1 protein-coding gene is annotated in these 1,316 nt (G+C 67.4%); it reads right to left on the reverse strand.

All coding sequences use genetic code 11. The annotated features are described in order from the left end of the window. Positions 1-191 precede the first annotated feature (191 nt). The coding region (locus PO768_RS28855) for an IS110 family transposase (protein WP_272648798.1) at positions 192-1,316 on the reverse strand (1,125 nt) is incomplete at its 5' end.

Raw genomic sequence — 1,316 nt, forward strand, 5'->3', positions numbered from 1 at the left:
CCTCAAGACAAGTGTTCGTCGCAGGGCTGCCTTCGGTCTAGGGGCTGAGGTCGCAACTGCTTGCGCAGTGCGCTCAATAACGTTGCCGAGGATTCCCTTGATGGCCGCGGCTGCGCCGCGTTCCCGATCCGGCCGCTGGTCAGTGTGAGTGGTGCATCACCTCCTTGGCAGGGTTGAACACGTCGGATCGATCAGGGATTCAAGGCCTGTGGCTTGATGCCCTTCCAGCCCGAGAGCTGAACCTCACGTCCGATGGCCCATACAAACCCGGCCAGCTCGCGCGCCACGGCGACCACCGCCTTGGTCTTCATCACCCGGCGCGCGCTCAGGCGCTTGAACTTGGCTGTCAGCCGCAGTTGAGCCTTCCAGGCGATGTCGGTCACGCTGCTGGGCAGGCCCTCCTGGCGCGTCGCGATGACCGGGCTCACCCGAGGATCGAGCCGGTAGTGCCAGGCGACCTCCACCAGCATGCGCCGCGCTGCCGAGTTGCCGGCCTTGGTGATCGCACCCTGGCGGCGCTTCGGGCCGGAGGAATGCTCGCTGGGCACCAGGCCCAGGTAGGCCATCAACTGGCGCGGCGACTCGAAGCGCACGAAGTCCTGCAGCTCCGCTACCAGCGTCATTGCCGCAATCTGCTGGACCCCGCGCATGGCCTGCAGCGCCTGCACGATCGGCATCAAGCCCCAGTCAGGCAAGGTGTCGCGCAGGGCCTGCTCCAGCCGGGCGATGCGGGCGCCGGCCTCCGTGATCGAGTGCAGGTACTCCTGGAAGGCGATCTGCTGGGCGGCGTAGGCGAGCTTGACGGAGGACAACCAGCGCAGGTGCGCGGCCGTCCAGGAAGACTTGCCGGTGTACGGGATGCCGTTGCGCAGCAGCAAGGCCTTCAGGCGATGCCGCCCGTTGCGCTGCTCGCGCACGGCGTCCTCGCGGGCACGCACCAGATCACGCACGGCCTCGTCCACACCGTCGGGCACGCGCACCACCGAGAGATCGCCGGATCGGGCCAGCCTGGCCAGCAGCAGGGCGTCGCGCCGATCGGTCTTGATGCGGTCGCCCGATGCGTGCGGGATCGACGAAGGGGCGACGACCTCGCAGTGCAGACCCTGGGCGCTGAGGTGGCGCCAGATGACGAAACCACAGGGGCCGGCCTCGTAGACGATGTGCAAGACCTGGCCCCGGCTGATCAGCTTGCGCAGCGCTTTGTCCAGCGACGCCAGGTCGCCCTTGATACAGCCGATGTGGCGGAGTTCACCATCGCGCGGCGCCTCTGCCGTGGCGATGTCGATACTGTCCTTGTGGACGTCCAGACCGACAAA

The organism is Paucibacter sp. XJ19-41 (assembly GCF_028462495.1).
Lineage (GTDB): Bacteria > Pseudomonadota > Gammaproteobacteria > Burkholderiales > Burkholderiaceae_C > Roseateles_E.